Source organism: Micromonospora sp. WMMD975 (genome assembly GCF_029581215.1).
Lineage (GTDB): Bacteria > Actinomycetota > Actinomycetes > Mycobacteriales > Micromonosporaceae > Micromonospora.
On sequence record NZ_CP120739.1, the window covers coordinates 4,479,275 to 4,494,590 of the forward strand.

Consider the following 15,316-nt stretch of genomic DNA (forward strand, 5'->3'; position numbering starts at 1 on the left):
GGCGCGACCGGCGGCTAGCGTGAGCGGCATGGTGGATCGCACGGTGCTGGTGACCGGAGGCACGGGTGGGCTCGGCGGCGCGGTCACCGCCGCCTTCCTCGGCGGAGGGTGGCGGGTGGTCGTGCCCGGTCGGGAGGCCGGGGAGACGACGCCCGACGGGCCGGTGCGGGTGACGGCGGACCTGCTCACCCCCGAGGGCGCCGCGCGGGCGGTGGCAACGGCCACCGGCGAGCCCACGGCGCCGCTGCGGGCGGTGGTCAACCTCGTCGGCGGGTACGCCAGCGGCGGGCTGGTGCACGAGACCCCGGTCGAGGAGTTCGAGCGGATGCTGCGGATCAACCTGCGCCCGACCTACCTGGTGACCCAGGCGGCGCTGCCGCACCTGGTCGCGGCCGGCGGCGGCGCGGTGGTCTGCGTGTCGGCCCGGGCGGCGGCGGCCCCGTTTCCCGGCGCGGCCGGCTACGCCACCGCGAAGGCCGGGGTGCAGGCGTTCGCCAACGCGGTCGCGGTGGAGTACAAGCAGCGTGGGGTGCGGTGCAACACGGTGCTGCCGAGCGTCGTCGACACCCCGGCCAACCGGGCCGCCCAACCCGACGCGGACCACCGGCGATGGGTGCCGCCGGCCGAGATCGCCGCGGTGATCCGCTTCCTGGCCGGCGACGAGTCCGCACCGACGAGTGGCGCGAGCATCCCGGTCTACGGGCGGGCCTGAGCCGGCACCGGGCCGTCCCGCCCGCCGCCGGGCGGACGCGGCGGGCCGCCCCCGCCCGGTTCGGCCAGGGCCGCCGGGTCGTCCGGCAGCCACTCGCTCAGGTGCGCCCGGATCCGCCGGGACACCTCCTCCGGTGAACCGCCGCCGTCCACCACCACGAAACCGGGATACTCCGGCAGCGACCGGTACGCGGCGGCGGCGGTGGTCAGCCACCCCATGCTCTCGTGGTCGGTGCCGCGCTGCTCGATCCGCCGGTACGCCTCGGCCGGGTCCACGGTCAGCAGGAAGGTGACCCGCGGCGGCGGGAAGACCCGGTAGCCGGCCCGGGCCAGCCGTTCCCACCGGTGCCCGCCGTGCGCCCGGATGCTCGCGTACTGGCAGGCCGACCAGCGGTCCATCACCGCCGTACGGCCGGTGACCAGGCAGCTGAGCAGCGCGAGCGCGATGGCCAGCCAGCGCAGCACGGACTCGACCGCGAGCAGTCCGTCGCGCCCGACCAGGCGCTGTGCGTCCGGCCGGCCGACGCGCTTGGCGATCCGGCCGAGCCACCGGCGACCGCCGGCGTTGCGGTGGTAGGTGGCCGGATGCCCGGCGGCGGTGAGCGCCTCGGCGAGCCGGTGGGCCTGGGTGGTCTTGCCGGAGCCGTCGATGCCGATCAGGGCGACGGCGCGTAGTCGGGGTCCGCCGCGCCGCGTCCGCAGTGAGCTGGCCACCTCACCCAGGTTATCCGGTGCATGCTCACACCGGCGCTTTGTCGCTTTCCTCCCCGAGCGGACCCAACAGGTGTGGCCGGGGCGTCCGCCGGGTACGCACCCTAATCTCACCGCCCACGACGACGACGGGAGACCTCAGATGGCCGAGCGCGGGGACGAGACCCTGATGCACACGCTGAAGAAGGTCGCCGCCGTGCTCAAGGAGTCCGAGATCCCGTTCGCGCTGGGCGGCAGCTTCGCGGTGTACGCGCACGGCGGCCACTCCAGTGAGCACGACGTCGACTTCCTGATCCGGGAGTCAGACGTCGACCGGGCGCTTGAGGCGCTCGTCGACGCCGGCTTCACCGCCGAGCGTCCCCCGGAGGACTGGCTGGTCAAGGTCTACGACGAGGGGCGGATGGTGGACCTCATCCACCGGCCGATCGAGACGCCGGTGACCGAGGAGACCTTCGCCGACACCATCGAGCGGCCGGTCGACGCGATCCGGATGCCGGTGCTGTCGGCCAGCCAGCTCATGGTGCACAAGCTGCTCAGCTTCTCCCAGCACTACTGCGACTTCGCCCGCGCCCTGCCGCTCGCCCGCTCGCTGCGGGAACAGATCGACTGGGAGCGGGTACGGAAGGAAACGCAGCACTCGCCGTACGCGGAGGCGTTCCTCGTGCTGCTCGATCGGCTGGACGTGCTGCCCGGCGGCGTGCCCGGCGGAAGGGAGATCCCGTGACCGGACAGCCCGGCGACGTGCCCCCCGACGAGTACGTCGAGGCGGAGATCCAGAGCATGCTGGCCGAGGACCCGTCCGTGGCCGAGCAGGGCATCACCGTGGTGCGCCGCGAACGCGGCCTGGTCCTCTACGGCGAGGTGGAGAGCGCGCACCGGCGTGCGGAGATCCTGCGGCGGGTGGCCGAGCGCTTCCCGCACACGCCTGTGACGAGCGACATCGGAGTGATCCGTGCGCAGGCGCCCACCCAGGTCGAGGAGCTGCCATGAGGGAGGTTCGATCGTGATCCGGATCGCCGCCGTCGGCGACGTGCACGTGGACGAGGACGTGGTGGGCCGGTTCCGCCCGGCCCTTGAGGAGCTGCCGGACTGCGCCGACGTGCTGCTGCTCGCCGGCGACCTGACCCGGCACGGCACCGAGGCCGAGGCGCGCTGCGTGGCGCGGGAGTTCGGTGACCTCGGCGTGCCGGTGATCACCGTGCTCGGCAACCACGACCACCAGTGCGACCAGGTGCCGCAGGTGGTCAAGGTGCTGGAGGACGCCGGGATCACCGTGCTGGAGGGCACCGGCACGGTGCTGGAGTGCGAAGGTGGGCGGCTCGGCGTGGCCGGGGTGAAGGGGTTCGGTGGCGGATTCGCCGGGCGGTGCGCCAGCGACTTCGGCGAGCCGGAGATGAAGTCGTTCGTGCGGACCACCCGGGAGAGCGCCGACTCGCTTGCCGCCGCGCTACTCGCGCTGGACTGCGACGCGCTCGTCGCGCTCACCCACTACGCCCCCGTGCCGGACACGCTGGCCGGCGAGCCGCCGGAGATCTATCCGTTCCTCGGCTGCTACCAGCTCGGGCAGGCGATCGACTCGGCGCCCACCGCGCTGGCGCTGCACGGGCACGCCCACCACGGCACCGAGCGCGGCACCACCCCGGGCGGGGTGCGGGTCCGCAACGTCGCGCACCCGGTGATCAAGCAGGCGTACAGCGTCTTCCACCTGGGAGATCAGCTCGACTGAGCGGGAGGTTTCCCGGCACCGAGGTCCGGGTATCCAGCCAACATGGAGCTGATTCTCTGGATTCTCGCAGTCGTACTCGTGGTCGCCGGAATTCTTGCCCTCTTCCGTCGGCAGATCCTCTGGGGCATCGTCCTGATCGTCGTGGGCCTGCTGGTCGGCCCGGGTGGCGTCAGCATCTTCAACACGTAACCCCCGCCCGCACCACCGATGACCCGCCGGGGTCGTCGGGTCCGGCGCTCTGTCCTCCCAGACCCGAGCGCACCGATCCGACGGCTCCGGCGTTTCGCGTCCGGCGGCCGGCTGCCTGCCGTTTGCGCCACGCCGGGCCGGGCATCACAGCGGTATGACGATCTCCGGAAGCATCCGGCGGGCCCGCGGCGGCCGGCGCTGGTGGGCTCTGCTGGGGTTCGGCGCCGCCACGTTCGCCGCCGCCGCGATCGGCGGGCTGGGCGTCCGGGGCACCTCCGCCGAGTACCAGAGCCTGGAGCAACCTGCCTGGGCTCCGCCGTCGTGGCTGTTCGGCCCGGTCTGGACCGTGCTCTACGCGTTGATCGCGATCGCCGGCTGGCTGGTCTGGCGCCGGGTCGGATTCGGCCCCGCGCTCGGGGCCTGGGTCGCGCAACTGGTGCTCAACGCGATCTGGACCCCGCTCTTCTTCGGCGCCGGCCGGTACGGGTTGGCGTTCGCCGAGATCGTGCTGATGTGGCTGGCGATCGGCGTGACCGTCGCGCTGTTCCGCCGGGTCTCCCGGCCGGCGACGCTGCTGATGCTGCCGTATTGGGCGTGGGTCACGTTCGCCGCCGCGCTGAACTTCGCCATCTGGCGGATGAACGCCTGACCGGCTCCGGGCGCGGGAGCCGTCGCCCCCGCGCCCGGTCCGGTCAGCAGCGGGGCACGCCGGGAATGTAGCCGTCGTAGCCGGTGTAGACGTAGGCGTCGGAGATGAACCGGCCGGAGCCGATCCGGTCCCAGATCGAGCTGGTGCCGTAGGTGCCGGTGACCGAGGTGCCGCTGGTCTGGCAGTGGATCGTCACGCCGGCCCCGTCGGCCACCGAGCCGACCGCGCTGTAGCCGGTGCCCGGGCCGGAGCGCACGGTCAGCGGCGAGCCCGCGGTGTTCACCGTGCCCGCGCCGGTGTTCGCTCCGGAGCAGCCGTTGTCGCTCTTGTAGGTCTTGGTGCCCCAGTAGAGCGCCGCCGCGCCGTTGAATTTGATCTTCACGGCACTGCCGCCCGACCGCTGCTCGTAGTGCAGGTGCGGTCCGGTGGAGCCGCCGGTGCTGCCGACGTATCCGATCACCCGTCCGTATCCGACGGTCTGCCCCACCGAGACGTTGAAGGCGTTCAGGTGCGCGTAGTAGGTGGTCCAGCCACCCCCGTGGTTGATCCGCACGTACTTGCCGTAGCTGGTGTCGCCGAGGTTGGTCACCACGTCGACCGTGCCGGGCGCGCTGGCCACCACCGGGTCGCCCAGATCGTCGGTGCGGTTGAAGTCGATCGCGTTCGCCGGGCTGTGGTTGGACCGGGTCTGCCCGGACCAGGACTGGTTGCACGGGAACGGAACCTTGAACGTCGGCGCGGCCATCGCCGGCGCCGCCGGGACGATGGTCGCGGCCAGGACCGCCACTCCCGCCCCGAGACTGAGCCACCGCTTACGCATCCACTACCTCCGATGTCGAAAGTCTTCGATGGGATACGGACAGGGTGGCAGAAAGTTCCGTTCGGCGGAAGAACCGTGGGAGCGCACCCAAGCAGGTGAGCGAGTTTCGGGATTGTTACCGGGCCGTGTCCGGTCGGGGGGTGGACCGAACGGGATGCAAGCGCTTACATGTGGGGACGACCATCGGACCGGCGCGGATTCGACTTCCCCCATGCGCCGGCAAGGAAGGAGAACGGCATGGCGTTTGCCAGATCACGCCAGGCTCTCGCGGTCACCGGCGTGCTGGGGCTGGCGCTCGGCGTCGCCGCCTGCGGCACCGGCAACGACAAGAAGAGCAGCGACAAGGCGGGCTCGGCCGAGTGCGCGGCATACGAGAAGTACCAGGGCAACGACGGCAAGAAGGTCTCGATCTACTCCTCGATCCGGGACATCGAGGCCGACCGCCTCGATGAGTCCTGGAAGGAGTTCGAGGACTGCACCGGCATCGACATCGACCACGAGGGATCGGGTGAGTTCGAGGCCCAGCTCGGTGTCCGGGTGGACGGCGGCAACGCCCCCGACCTCGCGTTCATCCCGCAGCCGGGTCTGCTCAAGCGGTTCGTCGACTCGGGCAAGCTCAAGCCGGCCAGCGCCGACACCAAGGCGATGGCGGAGGAGAACTACTCCCCCGACTGGCTGAAGTACAGCACCGTCAACGGCCAGTTCTACGGCGCCCCGCTGGGCTCCAACGTGAAGTCCTTCGTGTGGTACTCGCCGAAGACCTTCAAGGAGAAGGGCTGGACGGTCCCGACCACCTGGGACGACCTGATCAAGCTCAGCGACCAGATCGCCGCCAGCGGCATGAAGCCGTGGTGCGCCGGCATCGAGTCCGGTGACGCCACCGGCTGGCCGGCCACCGACTGGATCGAGGACGTGCTGCTGCGCACGGCCGGACCCGACGTCTACGACCAGTGGACCACCCACGGCATCCCGTTCAACGACCCGAAGGTCGCCGAGGCCGTGAACAAGGCCGGCACCATCCTCAAGAACGAGAAGTACGTCAACGGCGGCTTCGGCGGCGTGAAGAGCATCGCCACCACCTCCTTCCAGGAGGCCGGCGTGCCCATCACCGCCGGTAAGTGCGCACTGCACCGCCAGGCGTCCTTCTACGCCAACCAGTGGCCGAAGGGCACCAAGGTGGCCGAGGACGGCGACGTCTTCGCGTTCTACTTCCCGGGCCTCGACCCGGAGCAGAAGCCGGTGCTCGGCGGCGGCGAGTTCGTCGCGGCCTTCGCCGACCGCCCCGAGATCCAGGCGGTGCAGACCTACCTGGCCTCCGGCGAGTACGCCAACAGCCGCGCCAAGATCGGCGACTGGGTGTCCGCGAACAAGAAGCTGGACATCAACAACGTGCCGAACCCGGTGGACAAGCTCTCCGTGGGCATCCTCCAGGACCAGAAGACCGTCTTCCGCTTCGACGGCTCGGACCTGATGCCGGCCGCCGTCGGCGCGGGCACCTTCTGGAAGGGCATGGTGTCCTGGATCAACGGCAAGGACACCACCACGGTGCTCAACGACATCGAGGGCAGCTGGCCGAAGTGATGGTATCCGGTGGCCCGGTCCGCGAAGGCGGACCGGGCCACCGGTCCACCCGACCCCGGAAGGAGGGTTGATGGATTTCGACTTCGCGGCCGAGCAGCCGAAGTTCCTCATGTTGATGTATGGGCTGATCGCCTTCGTCCTGGTGGTGGGCGGCCTGCTCCTGCTGCTCGACGTGGTGCCGGCCTTCTTCGCCCGCCGACGCGAGGCACGCCTGGTCGCCGCGACGGCCAACGGCGCCGTGCTGTCCGGCCGCCCGCGCAAGCAGGGGGAAGGGATCTTCGCGCTCTTCTTCCTGCTGCCGACGGTGCTGCTGCTGCTCATCGGCCTCGTCGTCCCGGCGATCCGCACCACGCTGCTCTCGTTCATGGACGGGCGGAGCGAGAACTTCGTCGGCCTGGACAACTACGCCTGGATGCTCGCCGACGACTCCATCGTCCGAGTGCTGATCAACACGCTGGTCTGGGTGCTGCTGGTGCCACTGGCGGCCACCACGATCGGCCTGCTCTACGCGGTGATGGTGGACCGGGCCCGACTCGAGGCGCTGGCCAAATCCCTGATCTTCATGCCGATGGCCATCTCGTTCGTCGGCGCGAGCATCATCTGGAAGTTCGTCTACGCCTTCCGGGGCGCCGAACAGGACCAGATCGGCCTGCTCAACCAGATCGTGGTGTGGTTCGGCGGAGAGCCCAAGCAGTGGCTGCTCGACTCGCCGCTGAACACCCTGCTGCTCATCGTCATCATGGTCTGGATCCAGGCCGGCTTCGCGATGGTGGTGCTCTCCGCCGCGATCAAGGCGATTCCGGGCGACATCATCGAGGCCGCCCGCCTGGACGGCGTGACGGCCTGGCAGATGTTCTGGCGGGTGACCCTGCCGAGCATCCGACCGGCGCTGATCGTGGTCGTGGTGACCATCACCATCGCCACGCTGAAGGTGTTCGACATCGTCCGGACCGCCACCAACGGCAACTACGAGACGAGCGTCATCGCGAACGAGATGTACAACCAGGCGTTCCGGTACGGCCAGAACGGGCACGGCGCCGCGCTCGCCGTCGTGCTCTTCATCCTGGTCGTGCCGATCGTGATCTACCAGATCCGCAACCTGCGGCAGCAGCGGGAGGGCTGAGATGACCACTGCCACGCCCACCGTCCCCGCCGGCGCCCAGCGCACCGACGACCCACCGAAGACCCGGGCCGGTCGGGTCCGCCGACGCCTCAACACGCCGACCGCGACCCTGGTCTCGATCGTCCTCGCGATCGTCTGGACCGTGCCGACCTTCGGCCTGTTCGTCTCCTCGTTCCGGCCGGAGAACCAGATCAAGACCACCGGCTGGTGGACCTTCTTCAGCGATCCGCAGTTCACCCTCGACAACTACGAGCAGGTGCTGTTCGGCAGCTCGTCCTCGGCCGGCCAGTTGGCCAGCTACTTCATCAACTCGCTGGCGATCACCATTCCGTCGGTGCTCTTTCCGCTGGCCTTCGCCTCACTCGCCGCGTACGCGCTGGCCTGGATCAACTTCAAGGGGCGGGACTGGGTCTACATCGCGATCTTCGCGTTGCAGATCGTGCCGCTGCAGATGGCCCTGGTGCCGCTGCTGAAGTTCTTCTCCACCGGCGTCACCGTCGCCGGCGTCCAGGTGCTGCCGGCCTGGGACCTGGTCGACGAGCAGCGGTTCGCGCAGGTGTGGTTCGCGCACACCTGCTTCGCCCTGCCGCTGGCCGTGTTCCTGCTGCACAACTTCATCAGCCAGCTACCCAAGGATCTGATGGAGGCGGCCCGGGTCGACGGGGCCACCCACCCGAAGATCTTCCGGACCATCGTGCTGCCGCTGATCACGCCCGCGCTGGCGGCGTTCGGCATCTTCCAGTTCCTCTGGGTCTGGAACGACCTGCTGGTCGCGCTGATCTTCGCCGGTGGCGGCGACGAGACCGCACCGCTGACCGTCCGGCTCGCCGAGCTGGCCGGCACCAAGGGCAACGAGTGGCAGCGGTTGACCTCCGGCGCGTTCGTGTCGATCGTCGTACCGCTGATCGTGTTCCTGTCCCTCCAGCGCTACTTCGTGCGGGGCCTGCTCGCCGGCAGCGTCAAGGGTTGACCCGGCGCCCCGCCGCCGCCGGGCCACCGGCGGCGGCGGGACCGGGTCGCAACGGGGAGCAGCGATGACCAGGATTGACGACGTGGCCCGCCTGGCCGGGGTCTCGACGGCCACCGTGTCCCGCGCGCTGCGCGGCCTGCCGACGGTGTCCGCCGCCACCCGCCGCCGGGTGCTGGCCGCCGCCGAGCAACTCCAGTACGCGGTCTCGCCGAGCGCCTCCCGGCTGGCCGGCGGAAAGACCGGCACGGTCGCGGTGGTGGTGCCCCGGATCACCAGGTGGTTCTTCGGCACCGTGGTCGAGACGGTCGAGGACTCGCTCCAGCAGAACGGCTACGACCTGCTGCTCTACAACCTCGGTGGCCGGGAGCAGACCCGCCAGCGGGTGCTGCGCACGGCCAACCTGCACAAGCGGGTGGACGCGATCATCCTGGTCGCCACCCCGCTGCGCGCCGCCGACGTGCACGCGCTGACCAAGTTCGACCTGCCCGGCGTGACGATCAGCTCCGGAAGCGGGGTGCCCGGCTGGCCCTGCGTACGGATCGACGACGTGGCCGCCGCCCGGACCGCCACCCGCCACCTGCTCGACCTCGGACACACCCGGATCGCGCACATCTCCGGCGACCCGGACGACGAGTTGGCCTTCACCACTCACCTGGACCGGCGGCGCGGCTACCAGGAGGCCCTGCGCGCCGCCGGTCTCCGGCCCGACCCGAGCCTCGACGTCGAGTCCCGGTTCACCATCGACGGCGGCACCCGCGCCACCGCCGAACTGCTCGCCCGCGGCGAGCCACCGACCGCCATCTTCGCCGCCTGCGACGAGATGGCGATGGGCGCGATCAGCGCGCTTCGCGACGCCGGGCTGCGGGTGCCGCAGGACGTCAGCGTGATCGGCATCGACGACCACGACCTGGCCGGCGTGCTCGGGCTGAGCACCATCGCCCAACCCGCCGCCGACCAGGGACGGCTCGCCGCCCGTATCCTGCTCGACCCGCTGGGAACGGGCGTGACCGAACCGTACCCCGGTCTGGTGCCGGTGCCCCGCGCCGCCGGCGGCGCCCCGCGGACACCGGCCTCGGTGATCCTCCCCACTCGGCTTGTGGTGCGGGACTCGACCGCGCCGCCCCGGGCACACTGAACGGACCCGTTCGTCCGCACCACCACCTGAGGGAGAAGGCGCTGAACACCGACGCGACGCAGCAGGCCCCGGCCACCGGCTGGTGGACCGAGGCGGTCATCTACCAGGTCTACCCGCGTTCGTTCGCCGACTCGAACGGCGACGGCATCGGCGACCTGCCGGGCATCACGGCCCGCCTCGACCACCTTGCCGAGCTGGGGGTCGACGCGATCTGGCTGTCCCCGTTCTATCCGTCGCCGCAGGCCGACGCCGGCTACGACGTGGCCGACTACCGGGACGTCGACCCGCTCTTCGGGACGCTCGCCGACGCCGATCGGATGATCAGCGAGGCGAAGGCCCGCGGCCTGCGGGTGATCGTCGACCTGGTGCCCAACCACACCTCGTCCGCGCACCGCTGGTTCACCGCCGCCGTGGCTGCCGCGCCGGGTAGCCCGGAGCGGCAGCGTTACGTCATGCGCGACGGCAGGGGCCCGGCCGGCGCCGAGCCACCGAACGACTGGGAGAGCGTGTTCGGCGGCCCGGCCTGGACCCGGCTGCCGGACGGGCAGTGGTACCTGCACCTGTTCGACACCGGCCAGCCGGACCTCAACTGGGACAACCCGGAGGTGCGCGCGGAGTTCCTCGACGTGCTGCGCTTCTGGCTGGACCGGGGCGTCGACGGGTTCCGGGTGGACGTCGCGCACGGCCTGATCAAGCAGGCCGACCTGGCGGACTGGCAGGAGCCGCAGGAGATTCTCTCCGGCCAGGAGGCGGACAAGCCGCGTCCGCCGATGTGGGACCAGGACGGCGTGCACGAGGTCTACCGCGAGTGGCGGCGGCTGCTCGACTCGTACCCCGGGGAGCGGGTCCTGGTGGCCGAGGCGTGGGTGGAGCCGGCCGAGCGGCTGGCCCGCTACGTCCGGCCGGACGAGATGCACCAGGCGTTCAACTTCGAATACCTGATGGCCGCCTGGACCGCCCCGGCCCAGTACGCGGTGATCACCCGCTCGTTGGAGGCCACCGACGCGGTCGGCGCGCCCACCACCTGGGTGCTGTCGAACCACGACGTGGTCCGGCACGCCTCCCGCCTCGGGCTGACCACCGCCGGCGGTCGGATGAACGGCATCGGCGTCGACGACCCGCAGCCGGACGTGGCGCTGGGCCTGCGCCGGGCGCGGGCGGCCAGCCTGCTGATGCTCGCGCTACCCGGATCCGCCTACCTCTACCAGGGTGAGGAGTTGGGGCTGCCGGAGCACACCACGCTGCCCGACGAGGCCCGGCAGGACCCGACCTGGGAGCGCAGCGGGCACACCCAGCGCGGCCGGGACGGCTGCCGGGTGCCGATCCCGTGGGAGGCCGACGCCCCGTCGTACGGCTTCGGGCCGACCGACGCGAGCTGGCTGCCGCAGCCGCCGGTGTGGGCGGAGTACGCGCTGGACCGGCAGCGCGGGGTGCCCGGCTCGACGTACGAGCTGTACCGGACCGCGCTGCGGTTGCGCCGCGAGCACGCGCTGGCCCGGGGCCCGATGCGCTTCCTCTCCTCCGGCGACGAGGTGCTCACGTTCACCAACGGCGACCTGACCGTGCTGACCAACTTCGGCGCGACGCCGGTGCCGCTGCCCGCCGGCGCGACGGTGCTGGTGTCCAGCGCCCCCCTGGACGGCTCCGCCGTCCCCACCGACGTCACCGTGTGGTGGGTGTAAGGCGGGGGCCCCGCTTAACGCTTTCTGCATAGGCGGGGGCCCCGCTTAACACCCACCGGTTAAGCGGGGCCCCCGCCTTCGGCTTCCAGGCGGTCGGCACGGGTGTGCAGGAGCGCGTGCACCTGCGCGATGTCCCGGGGTGACGTACGGGCCGCCAGCCAGTACATGACCCCCGTCGGCACGAAGAACAACTGGAACGCGGCCAGCCCGACCGCGTAGTTCAGCGGCGGCGGGAACGCCACCCGCAGCGCGGCGAACGCGACCCCGACCAGCCCGTTGCCGGCCGCCCGACCGACGCCGTTGACCAGGTTGCCCAGGCTGTAGACCGTGCCCCGGTGCTCGGGCGGGTTGACGTCGGCGATCAGCGCGAACCAGTTCGGTGAGTTGGCCGACGTGAGCGCCAGCGCGACCACGGCGGTGAGCAGGCTCAACCCGATCGTCGGCTCGGTGAGGACGCTTGACAGCACCGCCGCCACCACCGCGCCGGAACCGCCGCCGTCGGGCACGTCGATCCGGATCGGCACGAAGAACAGGACCAGGTAGAACGGCACGGCCGCGAGAATCCCCACGGCCGCGACAAGCGCCCGGCCGCTCGGCGTACGCCGTTGCAGCGCGTCGCCGACCAGGCCGCCCACGATGGAGAGCACGCCACCGAGCTGGAACAGGGTGGCGAAGACGCTGCCCACCACGACGGCGGTGGCCGCCGAGTAGCCCTGCGCCTCGGCCCGCTGGCTGAACAGCACCGGCAGCCAGACCAGCGAGCCGAAGGCCGCCTGGGCGGTGAGCCCCTGGAGGATCAGCCAGCGGTTGGTCCGCCGGGCCAGGATCCGGGGCAGGTCGGCGCGACTGATCCGGTAGTCGTACTCGCCGCCGGCGTCCAGCGCCTCGGCCAGCTCGGGCTCGCTCTGTCCGCGCGCGATGTCGTAGGTGAACAGGTACGCCGCCGTCGCGGCCAGGCCCACGCCGGTCAGCAGCAGGAACGGCCGCCGCCAGTCGGTCGCGCCGAGCAGGCCGCCGGCCAGCGTGCCGGCAAGTGTGCCGACGCCCTGGGACAGCCCCCAGAAGCTCATCACCAGGCCGCGGCGGCGCGGCGAGATCAGGTCGGTGACCACGGAGAACCCGACCGAGCCGACCGCCCCCAGCCCGATCGCGGCGACGAGCTGGGCGACCAGGAACGTCGGGTACCGCTCGGCCAGCGCGCTACCGCCGGTGCCGGCCGCCCAGATCAGCGTGCCGACCATGAGCAGCGGCTTGCGGTTGGTGCGGTCGCCGACGTACGCCCAGCCCACCGCGGCCACCGCGCTGACCAGGAAGCTCACGGCCGTGACCAGGCCGAGCAACCGCTGGGGTACGCCGAGCGCGCCGGAGATCGGCCCGTAGAGCGGCGGCACCAGGCCGATCGCCACGTTGTCGAGCGAGGCGAGCACCACGAAGACCACGACGCTGTAGAACCGGTGGGCCGCGTTGCCGCGCCGGAAGACCATGGTGCTGCTCATGCCGGCAGCCAACCAGGCTTGTGCCCGGAGCGCACCACGACCCCCCGGCGCGCCGCCCCCGGTGTTAAGCGGGGGCCCCTCCTATACCGGAGGCGTTAAGCGGGGCCCCCTCCTTCCCCCCGGGCGTGGGGTGGCGTCGCACCTGCTCGGTACGCTTGCAGTCAGGCAACCTGTCCGCGAGCGAGGAGCGCACCGAAAGCATGCATACGGGTCGACCGGCCGACGGGCGGCTCACCCGCGAGCTGCTGGACGGGCTGGCCGAGGCGGTCGTGGCGATCGACCCGGCCGGCGTGGTGACGCTCGTCAACGCCACGGCGGCGGAGCTCCTGCCCGAGCTGGTGCCCGGCGTCGGCCTGGCCGCCTGTGCGGTGCCGGCGCTGGCGCAGGCGGCGCGCGACGACGCCGACACGTTCGAGACCGAGCACCACGGCCGGCGGCTGCACGGCCTGCGGCGCGGGCTGGCCGGCGAGCGCCGCGTCTGGTATGTGCGGGACGTCACCGAGGAGCGCGCACGCACCGACGCGCTGCTCGCCGAACGATCCCGCACCGCCTTCCTCGCCCAGGCCGGCAGCCGGCTCGGGCTCTCCCTGCACCGGGAGCAGACGCTGCGCGCCGCCGTCACCCTGCCGGTGCCCTACCTGGCCGACGCCGCCGTGGTGGTGCACCGACCACCGCCGCCGGCCGAGGACGAGCCGCACTGGGTCCGGTACGCCGCCGGAGACTCCGACCCGGCCACCGGTGTGGCCGGATGGCCGACCGTGAAGTCCGTCCCCGCTCTGGTCGAGGCGCTGGACGGTGATCTCACCGAGCCCAGCCCGTGGCCCGACGCCGAGCCGGCCGACCTGGCCGAGCTGCTACCGGCCGGTTTCGGCCGGTCGGGCACCGTGCTGATCAGCCCGATGCCCGGCGCCGGCGGTCCGGCCGGTGCGCTGATCCTGGCCCGCCGTCCCGGCCGGACCGGTTTCGACAAGCGGGAGATCGCACTGGCCCGGGAGTTCGCCGGGCGGGCCGGCGCCGCGCTTGCCGCCGCCGAGCTGTACGGCGAGCAGACCCACCTGGCCCGGGTGCTCCAGAACAGCCTGCTTCCGCCGCGACTACCGCGCCTGCCCGGCGTGACCCTGGCCGGCGGTTACCGCGCCGCCGGGGACAGCCTGCGCATCGGCGGGGACTTCTACGACCTGTTCCCCACCCCCGGCGGCGGCCTGTTCGCGCTCGGCGACGTCTGCGGCAAGGGTGTCGGTGCGGCCGTACTGACCGGACGGGTACGCCAGTCGTTGCAGACCCTGCGCCTGGTCGAGCAGCGCCCCCGGGAGCTGATGGAACTGCTCAACCGGGCGCTGCTGGACGCGCCGGGCGCGGCCGAGCGGGCCCAGTTCACCACGATCCTGCTCGGCACCCTGAGCCGGGAACCCGACGGCGGGCTGCTGGTCCGGGTGGCCGGCGGCGGGCATCCCGCGCCGCTTGTCGTCCGCGCCGGCGGCGGGATCGACACGGTCCGGGTGGGCGGCATGCCGGTGGGCGCGCTTACCGCGGCGAGGTTCGCCGAGGCGGAGGTACGGCTGGCCCCGGGCGACCTGCTACTGGCCTACACCGACGGGGTGACCGAGGCTCGGGGCGGCCCCGCCGAGCCGGCCATGTTCGGCGACGACCGGCTGCGGCAGGCGCTCGCCGCGGCTGCCGGGCTGCCACCGGCCGCGCTCGTCGACCGGGTGCTCCAACTCGTCGACGAGTGGCTCGGCGGGCACCCACACGACGACATCGCCATGCTGGCCGTGGCCGCCGCGTGAGCCCGAATCGGGCCGGCGACGCCGCACCAGACGGCGAAGCTGGTCCGGTCAGCGCCGGGCCCGGTGGATCCGCCGGCGGGAGCTGGTCCGGTGAAGGCCGGGCCCGGTGGATCCGCCGGCGGAGACCGGCGCGAGGTCAGGCGGTGCGGATCACGGGGGGTTCGTCGGGCGGGACCGGCTCGCCGACCGGGCGCTGCGGGGCCACCCGGGCGGGTCGGGTGGGTGCGTCCAGCTCGGTCAGCGGGTCGCCGACCCGCTCCCCGGAGGGTTGCAACACCGGCCAGCCCTCGGCCACGGGTGCCGCCCCACGGCGGCCGACCTCGTCGAACTCGCGCATCCCGCGCAGCAACGCCGCCTGGCCTGCCGGGCTCATCCCGGTCAGGATGCGCTCCAGCCGCCGCCGCCGGTCGGCCCGCAGCTCGGCGAGGAGTTGAGTGGCCGCCGGGGTGAGGTGCAGCGAGATCTCCCGGCGGTCGTGACGGCCCGGCTCCCGCTCCAGCATGCCGGCGGCCACCAGCCGGTCACAGAGCCGGCTGGCGGAGGAGAGCAGCATGTCGGTGAGCGAGGCGAGCCGGCGAAGGTTGATCCCGTCGTGTTGTTCGACGACCATGACGGCACGTAACTGGGCTTCGGAGAGCCGGCTGGTGGCGCGTTCCCGGGCCGCCTCCCAGACGGCCAGCAGGGTGCCCGCCGCCTCGTCCAGGGCGGCGGAGATACTCACGTCAGGTCCCATGGG

15 protein-coding genes and 1 pseudogene are annotated in these 15,316 nt (G+C 72.1%); 12 read left to right on the forward strand and 4 right to left on the reverse strand.

The features are described 5' to 3' along the window. Positions 1–28: 28 nt before the first annotated feature. A complete protein-coding gene (locus O7613_RS19590; RefSeq protein WP_282289538.1) occupies positions 29–712 on the forward strand; it encodes an SDR family NAD(P)-dependent oxidoreductase in 684 nt (227 codons plus the stop codon). On the opposite strand, the gene O7613_RS19595 is transcribed toward O7613_RS19590, so the two are convergent. After that, positions 697–1,425 (reverse strand): dTMP kinase, encoded by a 729-nt coding sequence (locus tag O7613_RS19595; protein ID WP_282289539.1) that lies wholly within the window; start codon positions 1,423–1,425, stop codon positions 697–699. The genes O7613_RS19590 and O7613_RS19595 overlap by 16 nt on opposite strands. 139 nt (positions 1,426–1,564) lie before the next feature. Between O7613_RS19595 and O7613_RS19600 the strand changes: the two genes are divergently transcribed. The 5 genes and pseudogenes from O7613_RS19600 (at position 1,565) to O7613_RS19620 (ending at position 3,986) form a co-directional block, all read left to right on the forward strand. Further along, the gene (locus O7613_RS19600) at positions 1,565–2,146 is read left to right on the forward strand and encodes a nucleotidyltransferase (protein ID WP_282289540.1); all 582 of its coding nucleotides are present in this window, start codon (positions 1,565–1,567) and stop codon (positions 2,144–2,146) included. A gap of 56 nt (positions 2,147–2,202) precedes the next feature. Next, positions 2,203–2,412: a hypothetical protein gene (locus tag O7613_RS19605; protein WP_281590117.1), complete on the forward strand. Its 210-nt coding sequence runs from the start codon at positions 2,203–2,205 to the stop codon at positions 2,410–2,412. Positions 2,413–2,422: 10 nt separating this feature from the next. After that, positions 2,423–3,200, forward strand: a pseudogene (locus tag O7613_RS19610) (metallophosphoesterase). Continuing rightward, positions 3,191–3,337, forward strand: coding sequence for a GPGG-motif small membrane protein (locus tag O7613_RS19615; RefSeq protein ID WP_013288160.1), 147 nt, complete (start codon positions 3,191–3,193; stop codon positions 3,335–3,337). The pseudogene O7613_RS19610 and the gene O7613_RS19615 overlap by 10 nt, the downstream one beginning before the upstream one ends. Before the next feature lie 154 nt (positions 3,338–3,491). Continuing rightward, positions 3,492–3,986 (forward strand): TspO/MBR family protein, encoded by a 495-nt coding sequence (locus tag O7613_RS19620; protein WP_281586981.1) that lies wholly within the window; start codon positions 3,492–3,494, stop codon positions 3,984–3,986. Between the two features lie 43 nt (positions 3,987–4,029). On the opposite strand, the gene O7613_RS19625 is transcribed toward O7613_RS19620, so the two are convergent. Continuing rightward, a complete protein-coding gene (locus O7613_RS19625) occupies positions 4,030–4,806 on the reverse strand; it encodes a peptidoglycan DD-metalloendopeptidase family protein (RefSeq protein WP_282289541.1) in 777 nt (258 codons plus the stop codon). A 237-nt stretch (positions 4,807–5,043) separates the two neighbouring features. Here O7613_RS19625 and O7613_RS19630 point away from each other — a divergent pair, with 237 nt between their 5' ends. The 5 genes from O7613_RS19630 (at position 5,044) to O7613_RS19650 (ending at position 11,297) form a co-directional block, all read left to right on the forward strand. Beyond that, positions 5,044–6,387 (forward strand): ABC transporter substrate-binding protein, encoded by a 1,344-nt coding sequence (locus O7613_RS19630; RefSeq protein WP_281586979.1) that lies wholly within the window; start codon positions 5,044–5,046, stop codon positions 6,385–6,387. Between the two features lie 70 nt (positions 6,388–6,457). After that, positions 6,458–7,510: a sugar ABC transporter permease gene (locus O7613_RS19635; protein WP_281586978.1), complete on the forward strand. Its 1,053-nt coding sequence runs from the start codon at positions 6,458–6,460 to the stop codon at positions 7,508–7,510. 1 nt (position 7,511) lies between these two features. Beyond that, positions 7,512–8,480, forward strand: a complete 969-nt coding sequence (locus tag O7613_RS19640; protein ID WP_281586977.1) for a carbohydrate ABC transporter permease — start codon at positions 7,512–7,514, stop codon at positions 8,478–8,480. A 64-nt stretch (positions 8,481–8,544) separates the two neighbouring features. Then, positions 8,545–9,615 (forward strand): LacI family DNA-binding transcriptional regulator, encoded by a 1,071-nt coding sequence (locus O7613_RS19645; RefSeq protein ID WP_282289542.1) that lies wholly within the window; start codon positions 8,545–8,547, stop codon positions 9,613–9,615. 41 nt (positions 9,616–9,656) lie between these two features. Further along, positions 9,657–11,297 (forward strand): alpha-amylase family glycosyl hydrolase, encoded by a 1,641-nt coding sequence (locus O7613_RS19650; protein WP_282294576.1) that lies wholly within the window; start codon positions 9,657–9,659, stop codon positions 11,295–11,297. A 59-nt stretch (positions 11,298–11,356) separates the two neighbouring features. On the opposite strand, the gene O7613_RS19655 is transcribed toward O7613_RS19650, so the two are convergent. Continuing rightward, positions 11,357–12,793, reverse strand: a complete 1,437-nt coding sequence (locus tag O7613_RS19655; RefSeq protein WP_281586975.1) for an MFS transporter — start codon at positions 12,791–12,793, stop codon at positions 11,357–11,359. A 200-nt stretch (positions 12,794–12,993) separates the two neighbouring features. Here O7613_RS19655 and O7613_RS19660 point away from each other — a divergent pair, with 200 nt between their 5' ends. Beyond that, entirely contained in the window at positions 12,994–14,580 is a 1,587-nt protein-coding gene (locus O7613_RS19660) for a SpoIIE family protein phosphatase (RefSeq protein WP_282289543.1), read from the forward strand. Positions 14,581–14,716: 136 nt separating this feature from the next. Here the strand turns inward: O7613_RS19660 and O7613_RS19665 are convergent, their stop codons facing one another. Beyond that, positions 14,717–15,301: a MarR family winged helix-turn-helix transcriptional regulator gene (locus O7613_RS19665; RefSeq protein ID WP_282289544.1), complete on the reverse strand. Its 585-nt coding sequence runs from the start codon at positions 15,299–15,301 to the stop codon at positions 14,717–14,719. Positions 15,302–15,316: the final 15 nt, after the last annotated feature.